We start from the raw sequence: 16426 nt of genomic DNA on the forward strand, positions 1-16426 counted from the left end.
TTTTGCCGGGTCGAGAAGCACTCTAACTCGTCGATTGGAGCGGTACAAGATAGAAACGACGTGAGTGGGAGCATCCGATCTTCACGTCTCTCTACGCGCTACATCAGCATAAGGTGCGAAGTCAAGTAGTTCAGCACCTCCTCAACTGGAGTCGAGCCATCTAACGCTCGGTTCGGCCGGTGGCGGTTGTAGTAGTGTCTGAAGCGTCTTAGCTAGCGTTTCGCGCTTGACTGACTGCCCTGCCAGAACGAGTGGAAGTGGTCGATTCGTATGGTGACGATCTGGAACCACTTTTCGATATGGTTCCGGTCGTGGTAGTCGAGGTGACCGCTCAGATCGTGACGAGAGTGGGCAGTCAAATAGTCACCAGCATCGACGAGAAACTCGGTGTCTGCGACGCCATGGTTCTCGGTGAGACGATGCAGGAACGCCGTCCTCAGAAATCAGAGATTTCTGATGTGCTGCACGAGAACGCAGTTCTCGTGAACGTCGGCGGGTCGCTCTGCGTTTCAGCAAGTGTTTCTTTCCAGAACCAAATCGCCTGATGACAGCGATCGACACCCAACCAGTCTAAGACGGCCTCGATTTCACGCAACGACAACCCCATCGAGTGAAGTCGAACCGCGAAACACCGGACGGGTGTCGGTGTGCGCTCGTTTTCCCAACTGACCACATTCTGCACGTCTAAGCGTTCTCTGAGGAGGTCTGCGAGTTTCATGGACAGCACTCACTACGACCTCCTCGCTTCTCAATCCTTCAACTAGACAGTAACAATATTTCCATATTATAAAAAACCTGTTACTAAATAACTGTGCGAATATTGAGTGAACTGTAAAGGTTTCAGTATACCACTGGTTTCTGGTGTATCCCCTTGTATTAGGATGTGTAAAAATAATATTATACCATATCCTTTTCATGTCGGTGGAACTTATATTTATCAATAATATTTTATATCTATCAGTTGTGGATAATACTTACTATTGCATTTTTCTCTGTGTGTCTGAACGACATCTTCTCAGAGGATAGGAAGAAGGATGTTAATTCACCTACTTCCGTCTCGACTGTCTAGTTGTATGGACTTCGACGAATTCACCGGAGAGATACAGCACCGACTCGAACTACCAGGGACCGGCGAGACAGTCCGTGCGATTCGGGCGACGCTACTGACACTCGGCCAGCGAATCCCCGCGGGAAACGCAGAGGACCTGGCGGCCTCTCTCCCGATGGAAATTCGATGGTACCTCACAGGTGCCGTCGCGGAGCACGGTCAACGGTTCGACTGGCAGGAGTTTGTCGCCCGCGTCAGCGATATCGAGGGCGAAGATCCGAGGGACGCAGCCTACCACGCCCGAGTTATCATCGACCTCGTCCGCACGGTCGTCCCGGAGTCCGATTTCCGTGAACTTCGGGACCAGCTCCCGGAGAGTGAAGACGACGAGAACTGGCGGAAGCTCTTCGAGGTTGTAGACGCTGGCGGCTGGAGCGACGCTGAAGAGGCACAGACTGGTGGTGGACCGCAGTCTGCTGAATCCGACGATATCGACGACTGATACGGAAGATCTCGGAGGTGAACGCTACTGTACTATTCAGTCTATGCCGACAATGGTGAGTAACTCGCGGAGATCGTCGATAACGTAGTCAACGACGGACTCGTCGTCGGACGCTCTCGCCGCGGCGCTCCCACCGAATGCCACCGTGTTCAGTCCCGCCCGCGCTCCTCCCACCATATCGTTTTTGTACCGGTCTCCGACGAACAGAATCCGTTCCGGCGGAACCGCTGCTTTCTCGAGTGCCGCCTCGAACACTTCTGGCGCGGGTTTTGTCTTGCCCACCTCGGCCGATGTCGTCACGTGTTCGAAGTACGACCGAACGTCAAGAATCGTCAGGAGATACTCGGATTCCCATGCATCGATGTCGCTAATTACGCCGAGATAGTACCCTGCATCCGCGAGTTTTTCGAGGCTTTCGATGGCACCATCCCCCGCTTCGAACGCAACGTGGGCAGCCTGAACCGCCAGCGGGAGCCACTCGTCGACTGCGACAGGTTGACCGACGACCTTCTCGACGGTCTGCTGATAGCCTTCGTACGCTGGCCGAAACGTCTCCCCATCGCGAGCACGAAAATACGCCCCGAGTTCCCTGTCCCAGGCACGGATTGCTTCAGTTGTCTTGAGGTCGAACTCGACGGAGAGGCCAGTGACGAACAGTCTGCGGCCTCGCTGTATCGACTCCGGATCCAGTAAGACACCGCCGATATCCCAGAGGATGGCGTCGTACTCGTTGGTCATGATTTCATCTCTGTTTTTATTCGAGGATGCGACCGTGGGCGTCGATTTCGCCGTTTCGGATTCGCGTACTGCTAATCCGTTCGCCATCCTCTGCGACGACGAACGGTGGGGTGTGTATCTCCAGTGGGGAGAGCCCGGATTCACGACGCTCCTTGTTGAGTTCATATGCGCGTCGCTGAGCCTTGGCCTCGGGCGATACGACCAGTGCGTTCAGGTCTTCGCGCGTCGTCGCGGGACCGTGAGTGTCCGCGAGTTCGAGAATCTCGTAACTGGCCGTGTACGCGTCGTTCATCCTGTCGAGTTCGTCGTCGAGAGCCGCACGGCGCTCTGTGAAATTGCCGAGTGTATCGGCGTGCGTCGGGTCGCTGCGGGTCTGTTTGGCGACGTCCGGTGACGTGAGCCCGACGATAACGTGACCATCACCAGGGCCGTCGTGACTCGCAGTCTGGAACGCCGAGTGCAAGAGGGCCCGGTGCCCGTTGTGGATCGGCGTGAACGTGCCACCGAGAATTGCGGTCCGTTCTTCCATACGTGCTTTCTGTCCCGCGGGGGCTGTATAGCTGCCGGAGAGTGACTCGTACTGTGGTGGCATGCCAATACGGAATATCCATCAACGGGTGCAAAGTATCCCGAGGACGTACGGTCGCGCATGAACGGTTGGGACGACACGATTACCTCATACTGGAGAACGATCGTGTGGACGGCACTCGTCATGCTGGTCGGCTCACTGGTCCCCTCTCCCTTCCAGCGTCGTCCGCAATTCAGCCGATTCGGTCCCGACAAAATCTTTCACTTCCTGGGTCACGCTCGTCTCACGGTAGTGCTTGCGGAGGCGTTCAGTACTGGTCGGCTGACCGTCGTTCAGACGGATCTTCTTGCCGTCGGAGTGTCGTTCGTGTACGGTCTCGTCATCGGTAGCCTCCAGCGATACGTTCCAGGGCGTGCACCTGAACGAGCGGACCTCGTCTCCGGATTACTCGGTGCGGTTGTCGGCGTACTCTGGTGGCATCACCGCCACAGTAAATGACACTATTTTGCACCGGGAGGTGCCTTCGTGAGCCAGTTGACGTGAAGAACCTGGAATTCAATTCCCACGATTCTGGAACGGCCGGATACCGTTTGTTCTTCCGGTACAAACACTCGAGTATGTACAACGACATTCTCGTACCCACGGACGGGAGCGACGGAACTATGGGTGCTGTCCAACACGCTATCGACCATGCGACAACGTACGATGCGGCCCTGCACACACTGTACGTGGTCGATACAACTGTCGGCGTCGACGCGTCGGCCGCTGGAACGCTCGACGCTCTCGAGGAAGCCGGTGAGAACGCAATCCAGGACGTAATCCACCGGGCAGAGACTGCAGGCGTCGACAGCATCGAGGGGGCCGTCGCGCGAGGAGCACCCCATCAGGCGATACTCGATTACGTCGACGAATACGATATCGATCTCGTCGTCATGGGCACGCACGGACGCACGGGCCTGGACCGCTATCTGCTCGGGAGTGTCACTGAAAAGGTCGTCAGACTGTCCGATGTGCCGGTACTAACAGTTCGAATGCCGTCTGAAGAACCGGAGGACTCGTTCTAATCGTCTCAGAACTCTTCTCACCGAATAGGAACAAGGGGTAGCAATTAGGCGTAAGGCTACGAGGCTCCAATTAGGTGTAGTACAATGTCCGAAAATTCTTCGACACAGTTCCAACGGACAACCGAACTTCCAACTGACTCGCTGACGCTCATCGAGGGACTCCCTGGACTGGGACTAGTCGCCTCGATCGCGGTCGACCAGATTACGAAGCAACTCGGATTAGAACAGCACGGTGCTATCGTCTCTGACGATTTTCCGCCTGTCGCAGCGTTCGACGGTGGCCGGGTCCGAGACCCGGTGCGCGTTTACGCTGGCGAAGATCCAGCCGTGATGACACTCCAGAGTGACGTCCCGATACCACCGACGGCTGTCGAGTCGTTGAGTCACTGTGTTCTGAACGATCTGGCCGAAGAGTTCCAGCGGGCGATATTCCTCGCGGGCGCACCAGCCGAGTCCGAAGACGAAATTGGCGACGTCATCGGTGTCGCAACCACCGAGCAGCTACAAACGTCGCTCACCGATGCGGGAATCCCGCTGGCAGAGGGGTCTGGGGTTATCGGTGGTGTCACTGGGGCGCTGTTGGCCGACTGTTACCAGAACGACGTTCCTGCCGCAGTCCTTATCGTCAGCTCGAATCCTTACATCCCTGACCCCAGCGCCGCCCGCGCTGTCATCGAAAACGCACTGGAACCGCTCGTCGAGTTCGACATCGATACAGAGGAACTCCGCGAACAGGCCGAAGAAATTCAACAACAGAAACAGCAGATTGCCGAACAACTCCAGCAATATCAACAACAGCAGGAGCAACAACCCCAGGTGGCGGGGATGTATCAGTGAGTGTCGACGGACACTCTCTCGACTTCTCTGTAGAGGACAGGTAACGCACAGAGAGCAGCCGGCGTTTCCAGGCGTGACTCCGAGTGTGCCGTTCTCAGCGGTTGGGAGTCTGACCGTGCATTTTTATCATCATCTATAATACACTAACATATGACAGACTCTGCAAAATTTGACGCGAAAGAACTCAGAGAGTGGCTCGACGCCGTCGACGAAAAGGAGACGACACAGTCGCTGATGCTCGCCATTGCGTACGACCACGGCGCAGATGTCTCTGAACTCGCAAGTTGGTACGGCAAATCAGAGACCGAAGTCAGGGATATCATCGAGGAGTTGTCGTCTCGTCAGGCGATTCTCCCGATCGCAGAGTGGGAAGGAATCGACTTCGAGATGCTCGCCGACAGGTGGGGCCTCAGGCCGGAAACTATCGTGGAGTGGTTCGCCGCACTGCAGTCACGCCCCATCAAGGAACGTGCTGAAATCATCCATCGATACAGCCAGGAAGAGTCCGGCCCGCTGCTCTCTCATCCGGAGGCCAGAGTCGACTTCCTGGATTACGACGTAATCGAAGACCATGGCTGGACGATAGACGACGAGGACCTGTTCGAGAAAGCGTCGAACGCGGACCTCTCACCGTCCGCCTACGGTCGCTTTGTCGTCGAACCCGAAGAGACGATTCTCGAAGCCGCCGAAAACCGGGGCTACTCCTGGCCGTATGCCTGTCGGGGCGGCGCCTGTGCAAACTGTGCAGTGATTGTCAAAGAGGGTGACATCGCCATGCCGGGCCAGACTGTCCTGCAAGAAGAGCAAGTCAAGCAGATGAACGCGCGACTGACGTGTGTTGGCGTCCCCGTCTCCGAGCGACTCAAACTGGTGATGAACGTCCAGCAGCTAGACCAGTTCGAAGACCTCCGGCTTCCCTCGCCCGTCTCGGAATCAGAGCCGTCTCTGTAACCGACCCCAGGTGGGACAACTGCCCCACCCGAGTCGCTGTTCCCGCGTGTGTCCTTTTTTCAGAACTGCTTGGCGGGCAGCGGTCGGAATTTGCCGTCACCGGACGACAGTGACCGGCACGGTCGCCCGTTCGACGATATCTTTCGCGACGCTGCCGAGCATGACGTCTGTGCGCTCCGAACGGCCACGGTGGCCGACGAATATCGTCTCGAAGCCCTCTTTTCTCGCGTAATCCGTAATTCTCGTGACCGGGTCTCCGTACAGTAGTTCTGTTTCGATGTCGAATCCGAGTTCATCGGCGAGGGCCGTTGTATCGTCGAGCACGTCGAGTGCCCGGTCTTCTGCGTCCTCGACACTTTCGAGCAGGAGCCGCTCGTCGGCGTCGGCGAGGCCGGCAATCGGCTGGCTGCCGCCCTGGTCGTAGATGTTTGGGTCGACCGCGTACACCGCGGTTATCGAGCCGTTCATCGCGTCTGCGATGTCCGTGGCATACGCGAGCGCATCGTCCGCTTCTTCTGAGCCATCGACGGCTACGAGCAACTTCATACGTGACGGTTCGTCTTACATCCTCTTCAAACAACACGACAGATGCCATTCTGTGAGACCGGCTGGGATGTCGACCCGAGCAGTCCGTTCCAAAGAGCTGGGAACCAGGTGCCAGCTATTAGACGGTCCTCAGCGTAGTCTCAGACGGAGGAGAGGATACATGCCAGTTGAGGAACTCGCACGGACAGACCCGATTGCAGCGACCCGTCAGGCATCGATTACACAGGTAGCGGCACTCATGCGCGACGAGGACGTCGGCAGCGTCGTCATCGTCGAGGATGACGAACCGGTCGGTATCGTCACCGACCGGGACGTCACTGTCAAGGTGACTGCCGAAGGAAACGACCCGACAGACGTGACGGCCGAAGAGGTCATGACCCCCGACCCAGTCGTCGTCGACAGTGATACCGGCGTGATGGAACTCACCCACTTCATGGCCGACAACGCCGTCCGCCGGGTCCCAGTCGTCGACGACGGGAAACTCGACGGCATCATCACACTAGACGATCTCGACCAGCTGCTCAGTGACGAACGACAGAACCTCGCCAAAGTAGTCGAGGCAGAATCCCCACCGTACTGACACCGGTCAGACGCTCGACTCGCTCAGCCACCGTCTTTCGCTGAATCGAGTGCGGGCGGCAGCTACCGCCCCCGACTCAGTTGCTTTTGCGGGGCCGCGCCCGGACTCGACTACCCGGTCGGCCGAGCGACTACCACTTCGACAGTCAGTCCCCACAGCGACGTGGATTCCATCTCGACGACGGTGAACCCGGTCGCTTCGAGTAGTTCGTTGACATATATCGGTCGACAGTCCGCATACTGTGGGAACAGGTCGTGGAAACGTTCGTACGCGTGGGTCACGGCTCCAGCGTCCCGTTTCGACAGCGCTACGACACCGAGCCGGCCGTCGTCTCGCAGCACCCGATGCCACTCTTCGAGAACGGCCGGTAGCACTGGGGTATCGAACAGTTCGAGCGTGAAGCTCGCGAACGTCGCGTCGAACGTGGCTGACCTGAACGGCAACTCCTCTGCGTCACCACGGACGACAGCGACCCGGTTCCCGACGTGTGCCGCCGCGACAGTCTCGCGGGCGACCGAACACATCCCTTCGGAGATATCGAGGCCGACGACGTGGCCAGTAGCACCGACGTCGTCGGCAAACGAGACGAGCGCCTGTCCCGTTCCGGCTCCGACGTCGAGTACCCGCTGGCCGTTCTGGACGTCCAGTAACTCGATGCCGCGGTTCCGGGGCCGGCGGTCGAGACGGGCGACGAGCGTGTCGTACCACGGACTCAGCCGGTCGTACCACGACATCGCGTCCCGCTTCGACCGTTCGACGCGAGCTATCGAACCCGTCCTAAAGTCGTCGTCTGCCGTGGGTCGTTCATCGTGCATCTCTGGATGTTGTCTGGTCTGTGTCCCTCTCGAAGACCGATTCTCTTGAGTGAATTTCACGCCCAGGTACAAATACGTCGGTTGTTCCAAGGCAGTAGGAAGCAGAGAACTGTGTGAAGAGTGTAAGTCGACCACCGATTTCGGTGAGCATCCGTCGTTTACCGAAGAGCACAGTTCAAAACACGTAGATCGACTCTCCGTAGTCCGAGGTGGGACTGATACTGGCGGAATCAGTCGGATCGTTGTTCCCGAACAACTGTCACTGGAACCGGTGCCCGACGAACAACCATCTCGGCAACGCTCCCGAGAAGTATCCGAGCGAAGCGATCACGACCGTGACTTCCCATGACGATGTGCTCGATGTCTTGGTCTACGACGTACTCGTTGATTTTACGTGCAGGGTCACCGATGACCACCTCGGTTTCTATCTCTCCTCCCTGATCTCTTTCAGCAGCCAACCGTCCGAGCCACTCCCGCCGTCTCGCCCGCAAGTTGTCGTAATCTTTCCCCCTTCGTTCGAGATACGACTCGGGAGGACCACGAGAAAAGACATTCAACAACGTAATCGAACTGTCGGGATACCTCTCAAGCGCGTAATCGAGTGCGTTCTTCGCCTGTTCAGAGTTGTCTATCGGAACAAGGAGGTTCTTGCGTCCCGTTTTGACGTCACCGCGAACAACGGTAACGGGTACTGGTGCACGCCGGACGACTTTCTCGGCGACGCTCCCGAGCAACACGCGAGAGAACCCGGTTCTGCCGTGACTCCCGATCACTACGTGGTCGATGTCATTTTCGGCGGTATACTCGACAATCCTTCGAGCGGGGTCTCCGAAGTTGTGAACGGCATCCGCTTCCACTCCTTCTCCCTCGGCATGATCGATGTATTCGTCGAGGATTTCGTTGGCCGCTTCGACCAGACGGTCGTACGTTTCCGAATTTGGATATGCCACTCCCTCCTCGACACCATCTACTTTTGATATTTCTGTCGAGTCGATTACATGAAGGATCGACAAATGGTGCTCGGGAAATTCTTTTAACGCGAACTTGAATGCTTTCTCCGCTTGAGCGGAGTTATCCACCGGGACGAGAATATCGAGCATCACGTTCCTAATTCACGCCCCCTTTCCAAAGGTGTTGCCTGCGACGGGGCAATAGAAGTACGTCCGGATATCAGGGACTGCTACCGCTGATACTCTATGGAGAGTCCGCCACCGATACCTGACCACCCAATCCTCAATCCAACCGGGTAGTGGGTTCAGGGGCTCGATGTAGTACGCCAAAGTTGGTTGCTATGGATGCGTGTCAAACGCCTTGAAGCAACGCGTTTAGCTTTTCAGGAGCTTCATCTGTGCCGATGGCCATTAGCCGATCTCCAGTGGCAAAGTTGAATTTATTGGGATCTTATCTTTTTTCGAAGACCTGCTTCGCTCGTCCCTCTGTGTGGCCACCTGCTTACGGAAGTTCAAGGAGAAAGCCCCGTCCACGGACCCAGGACAATCAGCGTCACCATGATACCGAGTGCCGTGACGTCGATAGGGACTGGTTCGGTAACGAACAGAACGAGGGCGATGACGATGACGAGGAAGACGAGGACGATCCCGACAGGGTCTGCAGCCATCACTTTGTGATGACATCGTGGAACAAATTGGAAGTACTGGTCGCCAGCTACTATCACGTGGGAATCACTACGAGAGTATTTATACATTGCCACGCTAGTCTCAACGAAGAGGTGTCACCAGCAGCCATGCCATACACGCTCGAGATCAGCGACGAACTCAAAGAGAAGATAGACGGCCACCTGGAGGAAGGGGAGTCACACGAGGAGTTCATCGCAGAGTTGGTATCGATGTACGAAACAGAAGGCGCCTTCCTTCAGGAGGGGTACTCGGAGTAACCCCTCAGTTCCGGTGATGTCCGTCGATGGTCGAACGAGTCGTTGGAATCGGTGGCCGCGTCCTCGGTGACGACTCTGACTGTCGCCGGGCAGCCTCTGCAGGCGGGTGTGTTTACTGTGCCGACGCCAAAGTAGATCTATGAACCTCGAAGAGACACTGATAGATAGTCCCGAACAGATCGTATCGGCAATCGAACACACGAACGTCGACCCCACGGCGACAGAAGCTGAGATTCGTGACCTGTGTCAGGCCGTTCACGAGTACGACTTTCGCTCGGCGGTCGTCGTTCCGTACCATGCCCAACTCGCAGACGAACTGCTGGGTGAGACTGCCAACGTCGTTGCCGTCGTCGGCTTCCCGTACGGCATCCAGAACGCAAAGGCCAAACAGGCCGAGGTTACCGAGCTACTCGACTACGTCGACGAACTCGACATGGTGATGAACCGAACGGCTTTTGCCAACGACGACAACGAGTCCGTCGTCGAGGACATCAGTGCGGTCAAAGATGTCGTCGGCGAGAAGACGCTGAAGTGTATCATCGAGTCGCCCGCGCTGTCCCCCGAAGAGATACGGCGAGCGGCAACACTGGCAGAACGAGGCGGTGCAGATTTCGTCAAGACCGCTGTCGGCTACGACGGTCCGACCGACAAGACAGAAGTCGAAGCGATTCAGGACGGTATCGGCCCGGAGACCGGAATCAAAGCGTCCGGTGGGATCAGTCGTTTCGACGAGGCCCTCGAGATGGTCCGGGCAGGAGCCACCCGTATCGGAACCTCCTCTGGGGTGGAGATATACGAGTCGATACCCGAGCGTGACTGACTCCAAAAATCGAAATCGCGAGCCGTCTCGACCGGGTCCGTCTCTCCCGCAGTCGAGAGGCGTGACTGTTCCACACTCAGTACGAGGGTCGCTGCGCCTGAATCACCGCGGCGAGGTGCTCGTGTTCGTCTGCGAGTAGTTCTGTCAGGTCGTCGGCGGTGATGATGCCGACGAGCTCGTCGCCGTCTGTACAGACTGGGAGTCGGCGGATTCCGTTTTCACTCATCACCTGAGCGGCTTCGTAGAAGCCGGCGTTCGGCTCGACCGTACACAGGTCCGTCGACATGACATCCGCCGCGGTCGCGGTCGAGGCAGCCTCTTCGGCGACCACACGAGTCGTCAGATCCCGGTCGGTGACGATTCCGACTGGACTGCCATCGTTCGTGACGACGACGCTCCCGACGTTCTCGTCTCGCATCTGCTGGGCGAGTTCGGCTACTGGCGCGTCCTGGCTGTTACTGACGACATCTTCCCGAGCGAGGTTCTGGACTGGCATTGTGTGTTCCTCCACGTAGATACTGGTTGTCACGACCGATATATCGGCCGGACCTTCCCAGCAGGCTGGAATTACCCCCGGAGCACTCGGTCGTGCCCGGCGTCCAGACACCGGACGACGTTCCAGTGCGAGCGGCAACGTCGTCCGGAAGACAAACAGTCCTGTGTCGACCAGTATCAGTTGATGAGTGTCGAAACACTTTGCCAGATCTGTGAGGCAGCGCCCGCCGAGCACCAGTGTTCCCGCTGTGGAGCGCTCGTCTGTGATGCCCACTACGATACAGCGACTGGTCTGTGTACGGACTGCGCGACGGCGACTCGTGACCGGGTCCGGTAGCGAATCGCAACCTTTCCGTCCGCGCTCTCAAAATAAGGGAAGAGTAAGATGGGATACGACCGACTCGCCCGACATTTCTCCCGCTGTGACCAGCCGACAGTGACGACGCTCCCTGATGGGAGTGTCGACTACTATTGTTCGGTTACTGGCGGTACCGGTGACCTTCTCGACACGCGGGACGCGCTCGCTGACGAGTTGCTCGGTGACCGGACCTCCATCGAGTATGTCGTCGAGACGACCGAGCCCGGCGGACAGGCGGTCAACGCCGCCAAACAACTGCACGCTCTCGGTGGGGACGTGACCTGCTACGGCCACCTCGATTCACCCGTGTTCGACGCGACATCCTTCGAGACGGTGTCGATGGGCGATCCCGCTCTCGTGTACGTCTTCACGTTTTCCGACCGCGACGTCATGTTCGTCAACAACTCGGGCGTCACCGACTGGACACTCGACGACCTGCGGCGCGAGCGCTCACTCTCTGCGGTTTTCGACAGCGACGTCGTCTGCTGTAGTAACTGGCTCTCTCTGTCGGGTCTCGAAGATGCATTCTACCAGTTGGCCGAGGAGGACCTGCCGCGGATTCCGTTCGTGTTCGACCCCGGCGATATCGTCGGGAACAGTCACGACGAGATCGATGCGTTGCACGATGCGCTGGCTGCCCTGCAGAACACGTTCGATGTCGTGTACAACGCGAATCGGGCGGAGGTTCGAACGACGACTGCACCATTCGAAGAGACGTTCGAGGACGACATCGACCGACTCGCTGCGATTCGAGCCGAGACTGGCATCACGGCTGCCGCGATGCACGCCAGAGACGAGGCCGCCGTGGTGTCGAGTGACGAACGGACGAGCGTCGACAACTATCACGTCACCAAGCCAGCGCGACACACGGGCGGCGGCGACCGCTTTACAGGTGGACTGGGATACGCGCTGGCGTGTGACTGGGACTGGGAGAGCGGGTTGGCCTGTGGGAACGCCTGTGCCACGTACTACGTGGAGACGGGTGAGACTGCTACTGTCGACGATATCGTTACTCTGGTCGAAGAGCATCGACCAGCCGAGAGATAGCGTCTGGTGAGACGTTCCGAAGTCACTCTCTGTCTCCAGTCCCATCTTCGCGTGCCATCGCGAGTTCGTGGGAAGCGACGTTCGATTACTTACGTGTGGCGCGAGCAGTCAGCGTGAGGAGGAGACAGCCGATGAAAAATCAGGAGGTCGCAAACGTCCTCTACGAAATCGCCGATTTCCTCGAAATCGAGGACGTTGAGTACAAACCCCAGGCCTATCGGACCGCCGCTCGGAACATCGAATCACTCTCCGAACCGGTCGAAGAGATTCACGAGCGGGAGGAACTCGAAGAGATCGAGGGCGTTGGCGAGTCGATTGCCGAGAAGGTCGCAGAGTATCTCGAGACGGGGCACCTGGAGTACTACGAGAATCTCAAAGCAGATCTCCCGGTCGACATCGAGGCAATCACCAGCGTGGAGGGAGTCGGGCCGAAAACTGCAAAGACGCTCTACCTGGAACTCGGTGTCGCGACACTCGAAGACCTCGAGCGGGCAGCCGAAGCAGGGGAGATCGCCGCTCTCGAGGGATTCGGTGAGAAGTCCCAACAGAACATCCTGACCCACATCGACCGGGTGAAAGAAGGGCAGGAACGGATGCTCCTCGGCCGTGCGTTTCCGATAGCTCAGACCGTCGAGACGCGCCTCCAGAAGTCCGCGGCGTTCGACCGCCTCGATATCGTTGGCTCGTTTCGACGGCGGCGACCGACCGTCGGCGACCTCGATATCCTCGCCACTGCGGCGACTCCTGCCGACGCGATGGACGAGTTCTGTGGCCACGACGACGTGAACGAAGTTCTCGCTCGTGGCGAGACCAAAGCGTCGGTCGTTGTTTCGGGTGGTCTCCAGATGGACCTTCGCATTGTCGACGAGTCGGAGTACGGCGCCGCATTCGTCTACTTTACCGGGTCGAAAGACCACAATATCGCCCTCCGAAACCGAGCTATCGACCGCGACTGGAAGCTCAACGAGTACGGCCTTTTCGACGTCAGTGACGTTGACGACCCGCGAGGGCAACAGCGGGTCGGCGAGCGAATCGCGGGCGAAACCGAGAGAGAGGTTTACGAAACACTCGATATGGCCTGGATACCGCCCGAAATCCGAGAAGATACCGGTGAAGTCGCCGGAGCGGCAGCCGACGAACTCCCCAGTCTGGTCGAGAGCGAAGAGATGCGCGGTGACCTGCAAGCTCATACTACGTACTCCGATGGGTCACAGACAGTCCGTGAGATGGCCGAAGCTGCCGAAGAGCTGGGATACGAGTACGTTCTCGTCACCGACCACGGGCCGAATGCACCTATCCCGAGCAAACTCGATTCCGACGGGTTCGACAGCCAGCGAGAAGATATCGAGGCGGTCAATGCCGACGACGACCTCGATATCACAGTGCTCCATGGGATAGAAGCCGAAATCACGGCATCTGGACTCGAAACACCGTCAGACTGGTTGGAAGCCTGCGACCTGGTTGTTGCCGGTATGCACAGTCGACCCGATGACCCAACTGACCAGGTGGTTCGAACATTGCGGGAGTTCCCGGTCGACGTATTGGCGCACCCGACCAACCGCCTGATAAACGAGCGCGCTCCACTGGATATCGACATGGAGATGGTCGCGGCGACAGCTGCTGAAGAGAACGTCGCGATAGAAATCAACGCCCAACCCGAACGGCTGGACCTCGAGTGGCAGGCCGTCAAAGCCAATCGTGAGACGGTCTATTATGTCGTCTCGACCGATGCACACACGACCGGGGAGCTTGAGTATCTGCATCTGGGTGTCTCACAGGCCCGCCGTGGCTGGTGTCGTGCTGACCGTATCTTGAATACTCGTTCTCTGGACGACCTGTTGTCGTTTTTCGACAAGTGATGGATAGCTCCGTGTTCCGTTTCAGTTGGTTTCGGACTCCGAGATGGTTCCAGCACCTGGAAATCCTCCCGACGTGTCTGCGCTGTCGACACCTCAGTCGTCGGTTGTCGATACGATGGGACACGCATACTCGGTTCCATCGCTCTGTGACACCTGCAGTTTCACCCCCCCATTCCAACCGAGTGATACAGTCACCTGTTCAACGACTCGGGAGTACTCACTGGCGTGTTTCCCCGAGCGACAGACACGCGTCTGCTCTTCGACCAACCCTGCACTGGTGAGCAAATCGAGTTTGCGGTACGCCGTCGAAAGCGGCAGATCACAGATTACCGAAACCTCTTTTGCTGACAGCGCGTCATCGCTCGTCACATCGAGGATAGTTCGACAATCGGGATCATCGAGAGCATCGAGCAACGGTTGAACGTCGTCTTCAGACACAATTGTTTCCACATCTTCTGATGACGATTCGGCTGTGCCGACTGTCGTGGCTATCACCTGTGACTCACTCATATCTAGATCTATCTCCGGCCAGGCGGAGTAACACGTACCCACAGTATCTTGGGTGTATTATACACGACTCTCTTTAGCTGTATTAATTGAGAGTATTCCATTAAAAAGCAAACCTATCACACGACACCGGCCGTACACGCCTGACTGTTCCGTCAAAGGACGTCTTCGAGGATTTTCGATTCCGCTGCCGTGAGGTGTTCTCTGAACGTCGATGGGGTGATATCGAGTTCCGTGGCGATTTCCGTTGCGTTGGCTCGGCGTGGACGGTCGAAGTATCCGCGTTCGTAGGCAGTGGTCAACACTTCGAGTTGACGCGAGGTGAGCTTGCTGCAATCCACGAAAGTGCTATCTCTGGAGTTGTCTTCTGTTGCCGTTCGAACGAAGCGTTTGATATCGACGTCAGGAAACCGGTCACGTAGTTTGGCAATCACGTCTTGCAGTTGGTTGTAATCGGTCGCGTGAAATCCGAGTTTCAAAACACCGTCTCGTGCTACGTACCGGTTTATAGGACACCCGAACTTCCCCAGGCATTCACACGGACAGTCCACACCCTCGTCGTGGGTCAATCGATACCAGTCTGTCGAGCCGTATGAAAAAGCCAGTGTGAGGTCTGTGTCGAACTCCACGTCTGAGTCTATCGAAAATTCGGTCACACTTTCTCCGCACTGCGATGGACAGACGCTCGTCGATACCGAGTCGATTGTTGTCTCCGCCGCCTCTGAGAGTTCGACAATCGGGCAGAGACTCGGCGTGGGAAATTCCACCGTCGCTCGGATTCCTGGCGGCATGAACTCGTCTGAGGACACAGAGTACCACTACTTCAGTATACAGACGTTTCCCTGAAAAAGAAGAGGGTTATTGGCGTGTCCCTCGAAAATTGGGGACACTACTATCCACATCAAAGTACGAATTAGGCTCGAAGTTCGCTGTCAAGAAGACGCTTCGTCTCGGTCGATCTCGATTCGGTGACCACTCAGCTCGTCTGGTTGTAATTCGTACAGTCGAACTTCCAGGTCTGGTCGTGATTCACCCCAGATCTCGAAAAGTGGACGCTTGGCAGCACCGTATTGTGTGATGTGGTCGACAGTCAGGTCATCTCGATTGATTTCGCTCAGTGTTCCGCTCGCGATAACGCTCCAGTAGACGGGATCGTCCGGTTCGTAAACCACGAGACGCGCATGAGGTGTAGACGCCAGGAACTCCCGTTTCTCGCTTCCAGGTGTCGAAACTAATCGCAGATAAAATCGACGGTCTGCAGCATCGTACCCGTAAGAGATGGGTATAGAGTACGGTTCGCCAGCGCGCGCCAGCGATAACACTCCCGTCTCGTGGCGACCGAGGACGGCATCTGTCTCTTCGTCCGAGAGTAAGGTCTCCTGAGATACTGGCATTATTCTCCTACGGGTATAGAACAGTGGAAACGATTTAACAGTGGTTACTATGATAGACCGGTTTCGGTAACCAGACCCAGAAAGATGCTGCCTCAGGAATACTGCTCTCTTTCAAAAGCGACGTCTCCAGGAGCAGCAACTGAGTAAGAACAGACTGAAAAAAGCGGAGAGAGTGAGTTAGGAGGCGTCAGCAGACGACTCGCTCGTGAACGCGTCCGCTGTCACGGCAGCCCCACAGATAACACAGCCTCTCACGAGGAGCGCATCTCGCATCGGGTCGTCAAGCTTCAGAGATTCGTTGCACTCTGGACAGACGAACAGGTATTCTTTCTGCCCTCTACTGCCCATTGTGTCTAAGAATATGTGGTCTGTCGATAAAATGGTGCTCTGTCTTTCCAGATGAGTGAGAACGACACGCTGACCGACGGTTTTTGCCTGCTGG

At 57.2% G+C, this 16426-nt stretch carries 21 protein-coding genes and 1 pseudogene; 10 read left to right on the forward strand and 12 right to left on the reverse strand.

Features of this window, described 5'->3' with window-relative positions:
• Nucleotides 1-98 precede the first annotated feature (98 nt).
• Nucleotides 99-718, reverse strand: a pseudogene (locus WDJ60_RS14960) (IS6 family transposase).
• Nucleotides 719-1073: 355 nt separating this feature from the next.
• On the opposite strand from WDJ60_RS14960, the gene WDJ60_RS14965 reads away from it, so the two are divergent.
• The gene (locus WDJ60_RS14965) at nucleotides 1074-1550 is read left to right on the forward strand and encodes a DUF2267 domain-containing protein (protein ID WP_340101413.1); all 477 of its coding nucleotides are present in this window, start codon (nucleotides 1074-1076) and stop codon (nucleotides 1548-1550) included.
• Nucleotides 1551-1586: 36 nt separating this feature from the next.
• On the opposite strand, the gene WDJ60_RS14970 is transcribed toward WDJ60_RS14965, so the two are convergent.
• Nucleotides 1587-2288 (reverse strand): HAD family hydrolase, encoded by a 702-nt coding sequence (locus WDJ60_RS14970; protein ID WP_340101415.1) that lies wholly within the window; start codon nucleotides 2286-2288, stop codon nucleotides 1587-1589.
• Between the two features lie 16 nt (nucleotides 2289-2304).
• Nucleotides 2305-2817, reverse strand: a complete 513-nt coding sequence (locus tag WDJ60_RS14975) for a phosphopantetheine adenylyltransferase (protein ID WP_340101416.1) — start codon at nucleotides 2815-2817, stop codon at nucleotides 2305-2307.
• Between the two features lie 120 nt (nucleotides 2818-2937).
• On the opposite strand from WDJ60_RS14975, the gene WDJ60_RS14980 reads away from it, so the two are divergent.
• The 4 genes from WDJ60_RS14980 (at nucleotide 2938) to fer (ending at nucleotide 5669) form a co-directional block, all read left to right on the forward strand.
• Nucleotides 2938-3315 carry a VanZ family protein gene (locus WDJ60_RS14980; protein WP_340101418.1) on the forward strand — a complete coding sequence of 126 codons (378 nt, stop codon included), beginning with the start codon at nucleotides 2938-2940 and terminating at the stop codon, nucleotides 3313-3315.
• A gap of 119 nt (nucleotides 3316-3434) precedes the next feature.
• On the forward strand, nucleotides 3435-3881 hold the full coding sequence (locus WDJ60_RS14985) for a universal stress protein (RefSeq protein WP_340101419.1): 447 nt from the start codon (nucleotides 3435-3437) through the stop codon (nucleotides 3879-3881).
• Between the two features lie 84 nt (nucleotides 3882-3965).
• Nucleotides 3966-4718, forward strand: a complete 753-nt coding sequence (locus WDJ60_RS14990; RefSeq protein ID WP_340101420.1) for a proteasome assembly chaperone family protein — start codon at nucleotides 3966-3968, stop codon at nucleotides 4716-4718.
• Nucleotides 4719-4868: 150 nt separating this feature from the next.
• Complete coding sequence (fer, locus tag WDJ60_RS14995; RefSeq protein ID WP_340101421.1) at nucleotides 4869-5669, forward strand: ferredoxin Fer; 801 nt, start codon at nucleotides 4869-4871, stop codon at nucleotides 5667-5669.
• 96 nt (nucleotides 5670-5765) lie between these two features.
• Here fer and WDJ60_RS15000 read toward each other — a convergent pair whose 3' ends face one another.
• Nucleotides 5766-6215, reverse strand: a complete 450-nt coding sequence (locus WDJ60_RS15000) for a universal stress protein (RefSeq protein ID WP_340101422.1) — start codon at nucleotides 6213-6215, stop codon at nucleotides 5766-5768.
• A 160-nt stretch (nucleotides 6216-6375) separates the two neighbouring features.
• Here WDJ60_RS15000 and WDJ60_RS15005 point away from each other — a divergent pair, with 160 nt between their 5' ends.
• Nucleotides 6376-6795: a CBS domain-containing protein gene (locus tag WDJ60_RS15005; RefSeq protein WP_340101423.1), complete on the forward strand. Its 420-nt coding sequence runs from the start codon at nucleotides 6376-6378 to the stop codon at nucleotides 6793-6795.
• 110 nt (nucleotides 6796-6905) lie between these two features.
• On the opposite strand, the gene WDJ60_RS15010 is transcribed toward WDJ60_RS15005, so the two are convergent.
• The 3 genes from WDJ60_RS15010 to WDJ60_RS15020 all read right to left on the reverse strand — a co-directional run bounded on the left by WDJ60_RS15010 (nucleotide 6906) and on the right by WDJ60_RS15020 (nucleotide 9228).
• On the reverse strand, nucleotides 6906-7610 hold the full coding sequence (locus WDJ60_RS15010) for a methyltransferase domain-containing protein (protein WP_340101424.1): 705 nt from the start codon (nucleotides 7608-7610) through the stop codon (nucleotides 6906-6908).
• 230 nt (nucleotides 7611-7840) lie between these two features.
• A complete protein-coding gene (locus WDJ60_RS15015) occupies nucleotides 7841-8710 on the reverse strand; it encodes a universal stress protein (RefSeq protein WP_340101425.1) in 870 nt (289 codons plus the stop codon).
• 362 nt (nucleotides 8711-9072) lie between these two features.
• On the reverse strand, nucleotides 9073-9228 hold the full coding sequence (locus tag WDJ60_RS15020; protein WP_340101426.1) for a hypothetical protein: 156 nt from the start codon (nucleotides 9226-9228) through the stop codon (nucleotides 9073-9075).
• Nucleotides 9229-9354: 126 nt separating this feature from the next.
• Here WDJ60_RS15020 and WDJ60_RS15025 point away from each other — a divergent pair, with 126 nt between their 5' ends.
• Nucleotides 9355-9504: a DUF7557 family protein gene (locus tag WDJ60_RS15025; protein WP_340101427.1), complete on the forward strand. Its 150-nt coding sequence runs from the start codon at nucleotides 9355-9357 to the stop codon at nucleotides 9502-9504.
• A 139-nt stretch (nucleotides 9505-9643) separates the two neighbouring features.
• Entirely contained in the window at nucleotides 9644-10324 is a 681-nt protein-coding gene (gene deoC, locus WDJ60_RS15030; protein WP_340101428.1) for a deoxyribose-phosphate aldolase, read from the forward strand.
• A 76-nt stretch (nucleotides 10325-10400) separates the two neighbouring features.
• Here deoC and WDJ60_RS15035 read toward each other — a convergent pair whose 3' ends face one another.
• Nucleotides 10401-10820, reverse strand: coding sequence for a CBS domain-containing protein (locus WDJ60_RS15035; RefSeq protein WP_340101429.1), 420 nt, complete (start codon nucleotides 10818-10820; stop codon nucleotides 10401-10403).
• 384 nt (nucleotides 10821-11204) lie between these two features.
• Here WDJ60_RS15035 and WDJ60_RS15040 point away from each other — a divergent pair, with 384 nt between their 5' ends.
• Together WDJ60_RS15040 and polX are read left to right on the forward strand one after the other, a co-directional pair.
• The gene (locus tag WDJ60_RS15040; RefSeq protein WP_340101430.1) at nucleotides 11205-12224 is read left to right on the forward strand and encodes a carbohydrate kinase family protein; all 1020 of its coding nucleotides are present in this window, start codon (nucleotides 11205-11207) and stop codon (nucleotides 12222-12224) included.
• A 131-nt stretch (nucleotides 12225-12355) separates the two neighbouring features.
• The gene (gene polX / locus WDJ60_RS15045) at nucleotides 12356-14083 is read left to right on the forward strand and encodes a DNA polymerase/3'-5' exonuclease PolX (protein WP_340101431.1); all 1728 of its coding nucleotides are present in this window, start codon (nucleotides 12356-12358) and stop codon (nucleotides 14081-14083) included.
• A 93-nt stretch (nucleotides 14084-14176) separates the two neighbouring features.
• Here the strand turns inward: polX and WDJ60_RS15050 are convergent, their stop codons facing one another.
• The 4 genes from WDJ60_RS15050 to WDJ60_RS15065 all read right to left on the reverse strand — a co-directional run bounded on the left by WDJ60_RS15050 (nucleotide 14177) and on the right by WDJ60_RS15065 (nucleotide 16332).
• A complete protein-coding gene (locus tag WDJ60_RS15050) occupies nucleotides 14177-14593 on the reverse strand; it encodes a helix-turn-helix domain-containing protein (protein WP_340101432.1) in 417 nt (138 codons plus the stop codon).
• A gap of 152 nt (nucleotides 14594-14745) precedes the next feature.
• Nucleotides 14746-15381 carry a helix-turn-helix domain-containing protein gene (locus WDJ60_RS18850; RefSeq protein ID WP_417750463.1) on the reverse strand — a complete coding sequence of 212 codons (636 nt, stop codon included), beginning with the start codon at nucleotides 15379-15381 and terminating at the stop codon, nucleotides 14746-14748.
• 141 nt (nucleotides 15382-15522) lie between these two features.
• A complete protein-coding gene (locus tag WDJ60_RS15060; RefSeq protein WP_340101435.1) occupies nucleotides 15523-15984 on the reverse strand; it encodes a pyridoxamine 5'-phosphate oxidase family protein in 462 nt (153 codons plus the stop codon).
• Between the two features lie 177 nt (nucleotides 15985-16161).
• Nucleotides 16162-16332 (reverse strand): DUF7560 family zinc ribbon protein, encoded by a 171-nt coding sequence (locus WDJ60_RS15065; RefSeq protein WP_340101436.1) that lies wholly within the window; start codon nucleotides 16330-16332, stop codon nucleotides 16162-16164.
• Nucleotides 16333-16426 lie beyond the last annotated feature (94 nt).

Origin of the sequence: Salinibaculum salinum, from assembly GCF_037645885.1 — an archaeon.
Classification (GTDB): domain Archaea; phylum Halobacteriota; class Halobacteria; order Halobacteriales; family Haloarculaceae; genus Salinibaculum; species Salinibaculum salinum.

Coding starts and splice junctions, on each gene's coding strand:
- WDJ60_RS14965 (WP_340101413.1), top strand. CDS start 1,074: ATGGACTTCGACGAATTCACCGGAGAGATACAGCACCGACTCGAACTA.
- WDJ60_RS14970 (WP_340101415.1), bottom strand. CDS start 2,288: ATGACCAACGAGTACGACGCCATCCTCTGGGATATCGGCGGTGTCTTA.
- WDJ60_RS14975 (WP_340101416.1), bottom strand. CDS start 2,817: ATGGAAGAACGGACCGCAATTCTCGGTGGCACGTTCACGCCGATCCAC.
- WDJ60_RS14980 (WP_340101418.1), top strand. CDS start 2,938: ATGAACGGTTGGGACGACACGATTACCTCATACTGGAGAACGATCGTG.
- WDJ60_RS14985 (WP_340101419.1), top strand. CDS start 3,435: ATGTACAACGACATTCTCGTACCCACGGACGGGAGCGACGGAACTATG.
- WDJ60_RS14990 (WP_340101420.1), top strand. CDS start 3,966: ATGTCCGAAAATTCTTCGACACAGTTCCAACGGACAACCGAACTTCCA.
- fer (WP_340101421.1), top strand. CDS start 4,869: ATGACAGACTCTGCAAAATTTGACGCGAAAGAACTCAGAGAGTGGCTC.
- WDJ60_RS15000 (WP_340101422.1), bottom strand. CDS start 6,215: ATGAAGTTGCTCGTAGCCGTCGATGGCTCAGAAGAAGCGGACGATGCG.
- WDJ60_RS15005 (WP_340101423.1), top strand. CDS start 6,376: ATGCCAGTTGAGGAACTCGCACGGACAGACCCGATTGCAGCGACCCGT.
- WDJ60_RS15010 (WP_340101424.1), bottom strand. CDS start 7,610: ATGCACGATGAACGACCCACGGCAGACGACGACTTTAGGACGGGTTCG.
- WDJ60_RS15015 (WP_340101425.1), bottom strand. CDS start 8,710: ATGCTCGATATTCTCGTCCCGGTGGATAACTCCGCTCAAGCGGAGAAA.
- WDJ60_RS15020 (WP_340101426.1), bottom strand. CDS start 9,228: ATGGCTGCAGACCCTGTCGGGATCGTCCTCGTCTTCCTCGTCATCGTC.
- WDJ60_RS15025 (WP_340101427.1), top strand. CDS start 9,355: ATGCCATACACGCTCGAGATCAGCGACGAACTCAAAGAGAAGATAGAC.
- deoC (WP_340101428.1), top strand. CDS start 9,644: ATGAACCTCGAAGAGACACTGATAGATAGTCCCGAACAGATCGTATCG.
- WDJ60_RS15035 (WP_340101429.1), bottom strand. CDS start 10,820: ATGCCAGTCCAGAACCTCGCTCGGGAAGATGTCGTCAGTAACAGCCAG.
- WDJ60_RS15040 (WP_340101430.1), top strand. CDS start 11,205: ATGGGATACGACCGACTCGCCCGACATTTCTCCCGCTGTGACCAGCCG.
- polX (WP_340101431.1), top strand. CDS start 12,356: ATGAAAAATCAGGAGGTCGCAAACGTCCTCTACGAAATCGCCGATTTC.
- WDJ60_RS15050 (WP_340101432.1), bottom strand. CDS start 14,593: ATGAGTGAGTCACAGGTGATAGCCACGACAGTCGGCACAGCCGAATCG.
- WDJ60_RS18850 (WP_417750463.1), bottom strand. CDS start 15,381: ATGCCGCCAGGAATCCGAGCGACGGTGGAATTTCCCACGCCGAGTCTC.
- WDJ60_RS15060 (WP_340101435.1), bottom strand. CDS start 15,984: ATGCCAGTATCTCAGGAGACCTTACTCTCGGACGAAGAGACAGATGCC.
- WDJ60_RS15065 (WP_340101436.1), bottom strand. CDS start 16,332: ATGGGCAGTAGAGGGCAGAAAGAATACCTGTTCGTCTGTCCAGAGTGC.